General features: G+C 77.3%; 3 protein-coding genes. 1 reads left to right on the forward strand and 2 read right to left on the reverse strand.

What is annotated here, in order from left to right:
- Positions 1 to 109: 109 nt before the first annotated feature.
- A complete protein-coding gene (locus IE330_RS27795) occupies positions 110 to 3,295 on the reverse strand; it encodes a sacsin N-terminal ATP-binding-like domain-containing protein (RefSeq protein WP_190138889.1) in 3,186 nt (1,061 codons plus the stop codon).
- A 1,732-nt stretch (positions 3,296 to 5,027) separates the two neighbouring features.
- Complete coding sequence (locus IE330_RS27800) at positions 5,028 to 5,966, reverse strand: DUF3027 domain-containing protein (protein ID WP_190138890.1); 939 nt, start codon at positions 5,964 to 5,966, stop codon at positions 5,028 to 5,030.
- Positions 5,967 to 6,289: 323 nt separating this feature from the next.
- Here IE330_RS27800 and IE330_RS27805 point away from each other — a divergent pair, with 323 nt between their 5' ends.
- Positions 6,290 to 7,696, forward strand: coding sequence for an MFS transporter (locus IE330_RS27805; protein WP_373314739.1), 1,407 nt, complete (start codon positions 6,290 to 6,292; stop codon positions 7,694 to 7,696).
- The last annotated feature ends 199 nt before the right edge of the window (positions 7,697 to 7,895 follow it).

Consider the following 7,895-nt stretch of genomic DNA (forward strand, 5'->3'; position numbering starts at 1 on the left):
GGAGCGGTCACGCGAGGCCCGGTCGATCGAGGGGTCTGTTGACCCGGCAGATCAGACCCTCACCTGTGGCCAATGGTTGTACGCATCGTGATACGCGCAGGCCGTGGCGTTAGTCGAACCAGCGGTCCCGGGCCAGTTCCTCCGTACGCGACGGGTCCTCCAGGAGCGCCGCCACCTCGAAGCGCCGGGGCCACTGGCGGACCGCCCAGGCCAGGCCCGCCGCGACGCCCTCCAGCGTCGCGGCGTGCACCGTGCCGTCGGGGGTGCGCCGCCACTCCAGGTCCACGCCGTCGACGACCAGCTCCTCGTGTTCGCGGTACGTCGCCGGGGTCGCCGGGCCCAGCAGGACGCGCACGGACTCGGGGACCTCGTGCTCCACCCCGGACGCCGGGTCGACCTCCGCGCGGACCCGCTCGCTGAGGCGGCGCACCTGGAGCAGGTCGGCGAGGTCCCCGGCCCGCGACGGCGCCACCGGCAGCAGGGGCAGGCCGGCCGCGAACGGCAGCAGGTCCGGGGCGTCCGCGACCACCGCGTCGGCGGCGTCGACCACCACGACCTCCCCGTCCACGACGGCCCGCAGCTCGTCCGGCAGCGTCACCCGCTCCGGGTCGAGGTCCGCGAGCGCCCCGTACAGGGCGTGCAGCCGGGCCGCGGAGACGGTCCGCTCGGGGTCCGCGAGCCGGTCGAGCAGCTCCGCCGCGCCGCCCGGCTCCGCGAGCAGCGCGTCCACGGACGTCCGTACGCCGAGGGCCCGCAGGACCTGCTCGTCGTCGAAGCCGGTCGCGTCCGCCGCGTCGTACAGGCCCTCCAGGAGCGGGTCGGACCCGGCCGCCCGCAGCCCCGCCGGACGGCGGCCGTCCAGGACCGGGTGGCCGCGCAGCCACCACGCGGTGTACGGCCGCACGCTCTCCGTCGTACCGTCCGGCAGCAGGATCCGTACGGGCTGGGTGAGCGCGTCCCGCAAGGGCGGCCGGGACAGGAGCGCCAGCGCGCGCGGCCACTGGTCGTCGTCGACGAGGTCGAGGTCGCGGACCGCGACCAGCTCCGTCGCCACCGGCGGCACCGGCGTGTCCGGCAGCCGGTCGAGCACGTCCTCGCACCACACGTCGACGGCGTCGAGCAGCCCGGCGTCGTCGGGCTCGGCGAAGTCCCCGTCGCGCGGCTCGAGATCGTCCGGGTCGAGGACCACGTCCGTGGCGCGGACCAGGGCGAAGTCGGCGAGCACCCCGCACGCGGCCAGCGGCTGCTCGCCCCACCGCTCGGCGGTCTCCGCGTCCACGAAGGCCAGCTCGCCCTCCCGCATGACCTCGGCGAACGCGCTGCCGGGCAGCACGAGTTCCCCGGCGGGCGCGAGTTCGCCGTCCTCGTCGGGCAGCGCGAGCGCGCCGAGCCACGGTTCGTCGCCGGGCGCGAGGTCGGCGTCGCGTACGAGGGTGAGGACCAGCTCCGCCAGTTCGTCGGCGTCCACCGCGTCCTCGTCCCAGGCGTCGTCGTCCAGCGACGCCGCGACCGCCGCCCGCACCTGGGGCGTCGTCAGCACCGCGCGCGGCGTGGCGGGCAGCGCCCCGAGCTTCTCCAGCAGCGGGTGGGCGGCGTCCGCGTGGGCGACCTTCAGGCCGAGCCGGGCCAGCGTCGCGGGCGCGGGGCGCTCGTCGGGCGCGGGGCGCTCGTCGGGCGCGGAGCCCTCGTCGGGCGCGGGCAGCAGGACCTGGCGGGGGCCGATCGTCGTACGCCCGTTCGCGAGCGGCACGGGCAGGCCCGTAAGGCGGTCCGGGTCGACGCCCGCGAGGCTGTCGTACAGCCGCCGCCACCAGGACGGCTCCCGCTCCAGACCGGCCAGCCGGTCCACCGCCTCGGTCAGCGGCACCCGGGCCACGCCGAGCGCCCGCAGCTCGCCGCGGCGCTCCAGACCGGCGGGCAGCAGGCTCGGCAGGACCTCGGCCAGCACCCGTACGGTGTCCGCACCCGCGCCCTCCACGACCTCGGCGTCCCGCGGCCGCAGCGCCTCGGGCAGCGCGTCCTCGGCCCACTCCTCCGTGCGCTCCCGCGCGGGCGCGGCGGCGGGCGGCAGGAACGCCGTCCGCGGCAGCCGGTCCAGGATCGCCTGGCGCAGCGCGCCGTCCAGCTCGCCGCGGCCCAGCGGCCCCGGCACCAGGCCGATGACGCCCTCCGTCACCGGCCGCCACCCGGCGAGGAGTTCGGTGTACGCGTCCGCCGCCCGCTCCACCAGGAAGTCCGTGAGCGGCCCCGGCGCGGTGTGGCGGCGGCTGGTGTCCAGCGGGAACGTGCCGATGAGCAGGGCCGGTACGCCGAGCGGCTCGTCGCTGGGCGTGGGCGCGTGCAGCACGGGGCTGGTGCGCGGCGCCCCCGGCGCGCCGTCGGCGCCCACCGGCACCGCCCACGTGACCTGCCAGTACGGCCGCAGCCGCTCCTCCACCGGCCGGTCGGCGAGCAGATGCGCCTCCAGGTCGCCCGCGTGGGTGACGGTGCGCCAGCGCGTGGTGCCGTCCCGGGTGTCCGCCACGACGGTGTCCGCGCCCTCCGCCGACCGGCGCAGCACCCGGGTGGTGCCGTCCGGGGTGCGGACGGACACCTCGTCGAGGCCGGGCAGGGCCAGCAGCAGCGCGTCGTCGACGGCGTCGAGCAGGCGCGTGACCAGGTCCTCGGCGGCGGCGTCCCGCAGCGGCAGGATGACGACCGTGTCGTACCCCTCCGGAGCGGAGCCCTCCGCTGCCAGCGGCAGCCGCAGCAGCGGTACGTGGCCGTCGCGGCGGCGCAGCTCGTCGCCGAGGCCGGGGCTGAACCGGGCCGTCTCCGCGGCCAGTTCGCGGGCCTCCCGCAGGGACCAGCGGACGCCGCCCGTACGGCCCACGACGGCGGGCTCGTCGGACACGGCGAGCACGGCGGCGAAGCCGACGCCGAAGCGGCCGGTGGTGCGCCGGGCCGTGTCCTCGTCGGCGCTCTGCCGCTTCGCGGACGCCCGCAGCGTGGCCAGGGACTCCACGCCCGTGGCGTCCAGCGGGGCGCCGGTGTTCGCCGCGGCGAGGACGCCGTCCTGGAGGGTGAGGGCGAGCCGCCCCGCCACGCCCGCGCGGGCGGCGGCGTCCGAGGCGTTCTGCGCGAGCTCCACGACCAGGCGGTCGCGGTAGCCGCCGAGCGCCAGGTCCTCCTCGGCGTTGGCGTCCTCCCGGAACCGGGCCGGGCTCGCCGCCCACGCCTCCAGCACCGACCGGCGCAGACGGGAGGTGCCGAACGGGTCGGTGCCCTCGGTGGCCGGCCGCACGGTCTTGCTCACGGTGTCTACGCCTTTCTCTGGCGGGGCCCTTCGCCTGCGGGGGCCCTTCGCTGGCGGGGGCGCCCTGTGCGGGGTTGGGCCCCTGCTTGCGCCTGGGGGTGCCTTGGGGTTCGGGGCGAACGGTACCGCTGCCGGCGGGGCGCCCTCTGCCGGGGTGGGGCCCCGCTTGCGCGCCGGGTGCGCTTCGCTGGGGTGGGGCCTCGCCTGCGCGCGGGGGGCTGGGGCTGGGCTGGGCTGGGCTGGGGCGGGCTGGGGCGGGCTGGGGCGAACGGTACCGCCGGTGGCGGGGCGGCCTCTGCCGGGGTGCGGCCCCTGCTTGCGCGGGGTGCGCTCTGCCGAGGTGGGCCCCGTTGGCGCGCGGGGGGGCGCTGGGGCTGGGGCGGGGCCCCGTTTGCCCTCGGGGCGCCTGGGGGCGGGCGGGCGGTACCGGGTCGGGCTGTCGTCCTCGGGTGCGGGCCGGTGGGTGGTGTCCGCCGCGCTGCGCGCGGCACCCTGCCCACCCGCCCACCCGTGCGGCCCCGGCGCCTGGGGCGGGGCCTGCGTGCCGCCGTGCCGCCGCGCCTGTCCGTGCCACCCCGGTGCCCGGGGCCGGGGGTGCGCGCCGCCGTCCGACGGCACCGGCTTGTGGGTGGCTTCCGCCGCGCTGCGCGCGGCGACTCGCCCACCCGCCCGCCCGTGCCACCCCGGTGCCCCCGGCCGGGACCGCACGCACTGCCGTCATCCCACCGCACCCGGGTGGGCGGTTCCGCCGCGCTCCGCACGGCGTGGTGCCCACCCGCCCGCCCGTGCAGCCCGGGCGCCCCCAGACGGGACCGCACGCACCGCCACCATCCCACCGCACCCCAGCGGATGGTTCGCCGCGCTCCGCGCTCCGTGGCGCCCACCCACCTGCCCAAGCAGCCCGGGTGCCCCCAGACGGGACCACACGCACCGCCACCATCCCACCGCACCCTGGCGGATGGTTTCACCGCGCTCCACGCACCGTGGCGCCCAAGCAGCCCGCCCGTGCAGCCCGGGCGTCCCCAGACGGGACCACGCGCACCGCCACCATCCCGCCGCACCCCAGCGGCAGGATCTGCCGCGCTCCATGCACCGTGCGCCGCCCACCTGCCCGTGCAGCCACAGTGTCCCCAGACGTAATCACACCGCCGCCGCCCCACTGCACTGACCCGTACATGGCTTCCACCGCACTACCGCGCGGTTGACCTGCCCACCGACCCGCTCAAGCAGCCCGGCAGCCCTCAGACGGGACCGCACGCACCGCTGCCATCCCACCGCATCCCGGCGGATGGTTCGCCGCGCGCCGTGGCGCCCACCCGGCCGTGCAGCCCCAGTGCCCCCCCAAAAAAACGGGACCACACGCACCGGCCCGTACATGGCTTCAGACGCGTTACCGTCGGCGACCTGCTCACCGGCCCGCCCATGGCACCCCAGCCCCCACACGGCCCGCGGGGTACTGCCGTGCGCAACGGTCAGGGCTCCAGAGCCGAGCCTCTCGACTGCCGAGTCACGGGCGGGTGGGCGGGAAACCACGCCGCGCGCAGCGCGGCCAAAGCGGCCACCGGGCCGCACCCGGCGACACCCCAGCACTCAGAGGCCTCCCCCTCAGCAACCACAGGCAGGCCCCGGGCCGAGCCACTCCACCGCCCAGTCACGGGTGGGCGGGTGGGAAACCACGCGGCGCGGCCGCAGGTCGCCGGGGCCCGGCGGGGAGCCGCGAGAACCGTGGAGGCTAGGAGTGGCCCAAGTCCTCCCCCGCCCCCGCGGGCGGCACCGAGCCCGAGTCGGGGGCGGGCCGCAGCGGGAGTTCGTCGATCTTCGTCTCGTCCAGGACCGGCGGAGCCGGCCGCGGCGGCTTGGGCATGACGGCGGCCTCGGAGTGCCCCCCGCAGCCGTACGACAGGGAGACCACGTGCCCGTCCGCGGGCCCGAACTCGTTCGCGCACACGCCGAACGCCTGCCCCAGCGAGCCGCCGATCGGCATCAGGAAGCCGCAGCTCACGCAGGGCGCGGGCGCGGCCTGCGCCATCGGGGTCTTCGCACCGTACGCCTCGTCCCAACGGTCCGCGGCGGAGTGCAGGCCGTAGCGGGAGAGCACCCGCGCGCGGCGCATGCCCAGCTCCTCGGCGAGGGCCGTGAGGGAGCCGCGGGCGGGCGCGGCCGCGAGATCGGCGGGGCTGCCCCCGGCGACCTCCGCGTCCTCGGCCTCGACCCGCGCGGCCAGCTCGTCGGAGAGGACGGAGTTCGGCGGCGGCGCGTCGTCGCCGGAGTAGCCGGGCTCCAGGCGCAGGTCCTCGGCGTCGGTGGGCAGCAGGTCGCCGGGGCCCATGTCGCCGGGGCGCAGCCGCTCGCTCCACGGCACCCACTCGGGGGCGAGGAGCGCGTCGGGGCCGGGCAGCAGCACCGTCTCGTCGAGGGTGACGACCTTCGCGCGGGAGGCGCGGGCCACGGTCACCGCCCAGCGCCAGCCGCGGTACCCCGGCTCCTTGCACTCGAAGAGATGCGTGACGACGCGGTCGCCCTCCACGACGACCTCGACATGCTCGCCGACCACCCCCGGAGCGGCGGCCTCCTCGGCCGCGGCCCGGGCGAACCCGACGGCCTCGGCGCAGAGGCGGTCGGGGGTGCGCGGGGTGCGCGGGGTGCGGCTTCGCGTTGTCGCTGCGCTCACAGGTATCGCTTCTCTCCTACGCCGTCTCACTAGTGCGCCACCCCTTACGCGGGGGCACGGACGGAGCGGACCAGAGGGCCGCGTCGACGTCCGCGCCCGACGTCGCGGGCGCGCCTACGCCATCCATTCTGCGGGATGGCCCGAGGCGCGCGGCCGAGAACTTCCGCCGCAGGCGCGTTACGCACGCTACCTGTTCTCGGCCCCTGGGCCCACACCGGCGCCCGCACTCGGGCCGCGCCCGTCGCCGCGACGGGGTCTGCGCCCCGCGGGGGAATCACCGGTCGGTGCACGTACTCCGGGCCGGTTGGGGGCACTATGACTGGGTGACTGGCCTCAGGTCGTCGTCATCGCACGGGCTCGCCCCGCCCCGCCGCACACGGGCCGCCCGTGCGCTCGCCCGCGCCCTGCGGCTGCCGTTCACCGGCACCGCCCGCGGCATCCGCAAGGCCACGCACGCCCACGGGGCGGGCGAATCCGGCCTCGGCAAGCTGATCGAGCTGCACGCCGTCAACGGCGCCGGGGACGTGATGATCACCGTAGCGCTGGCGTCCACGGTGTTCTTCTCGGTGCCCACGGACGAGGCCCGCGGCCGGGTGGCGCTGTACCTGGCGATCACCATGGCGCCGTTCACCCTCCTCGCGCCCGTCATCGGCCCGCTCCTGGACCGCCTGCCGCACGGCCGGCGCGCCGCGATGGCGGGCGCGATGCTGGCGCGGGCGCTCCTCGCGCTGATCCTGTCGGGCGCCGTGGTCACCGGCGGCATGGAGCTGTACCCGGCGGCGCTCGGCGTCCTCGTCTCCTCGAAGGCGTACGGAGTGGTCCGCAGCGCCGTCGTGCCCCGGCTGCTGCCACCCGCCTTCTCCCTGGTGAAGGCGAACTCACGGGTGACGCTGAGCGGGCTCCTCGCGACCGGCGTGGCCGCGCCGGTCGGGGCCGGGCTGCAGGCGCTGGGGCCGCGCTGGCCGCTGTACGGGGCGTTCGTGCTGTTCGTCGCCGGGACGGTGCTGTCGTTCACGCTGCCGCCGAAGGTGGACTCGGCCAAGGGGGAGAGCAAGGCGCTGCTGGCGGCGGACGAGGCGCATCTGCACCTGGCGCGGGCCAGGGACCGCAAGGACTCGGCGCGTCGGCGCCGGCTCGGGCTGCGGACCGTGGGCCCGGCCGTGACGCACGGCCTCGCCGTCAACGCCGCGCAGCGCGGCCTCGGCGGCTTCCTGATCTTCTTCCTGGCCTTCCTGCTGCGCGAGCATCCGCTCGGCGGGCAGAGCGCGGCGGTGTCGCTCGGCATAGTCGGTGTCGCGGCGGGCGCGGGCAACGCGTTCGGTACGGCCGCCGGGGCGTGGCTCAAGGCGCGCGCCCCCGAGTTGATCATCGTGACGGTGGTGGCGGTGGTGCTCGGGGTCGCGGTGTGCGCGGCCCTGCTCTTCAGCCCCGTGGGCATCGCCTGCCTGGCGGCGGTGGCGGGGTTCGCGCAGGCCCTGTCGAAGCTGTCGCTGGACGCGCTGATCCAGCGGGACGTGCCGGAGGAGGTGCGGACGTCGGCGTTCGCGCGGGCGGAGACGCTGTTGCAGATGGCGTGGGTGGTGGGGGGCGGCATCGGGATCGCGCTGCCGTTGAACGGGACGCTGGGGTTGTCGGTGGGGGCGGCGATCGTGGCGGTGGGGTGGGTGCCGACCGTGCGGGGGCTGCTCGGCGCGGCCCGGCGCGGCGGAGGCCGCCGCGTCCTCGCCTGACCCCCGCGAACGCCCCGGCCTCCCTCCCCGCCCCGAAGGCTGCCGCCCCCGCCCCCTCGCTCTCTCACCTGGGGCTCCGCCCCTCTCCCCCACAACGGCGCTTCGCGCCTCGTCCTCAAACGCCGGACGGGCTGAACTGCCCTCGACTCGCCGTCGTCGGCCGGACGGGCTGAAATCTCCCCGTCTCGCCGACGACGGC

Source organism: Streptomyces longispororuber, assembly GCF_014656095.1.
In the GTDB taxonomy this organism is placed as follows: domain Bacteria; phylum Actinomycetota; class Actinomycetes; order Streptomycetales; family Streptomycetaceae; genus Streptomyces; species Streptomyces longispororuber.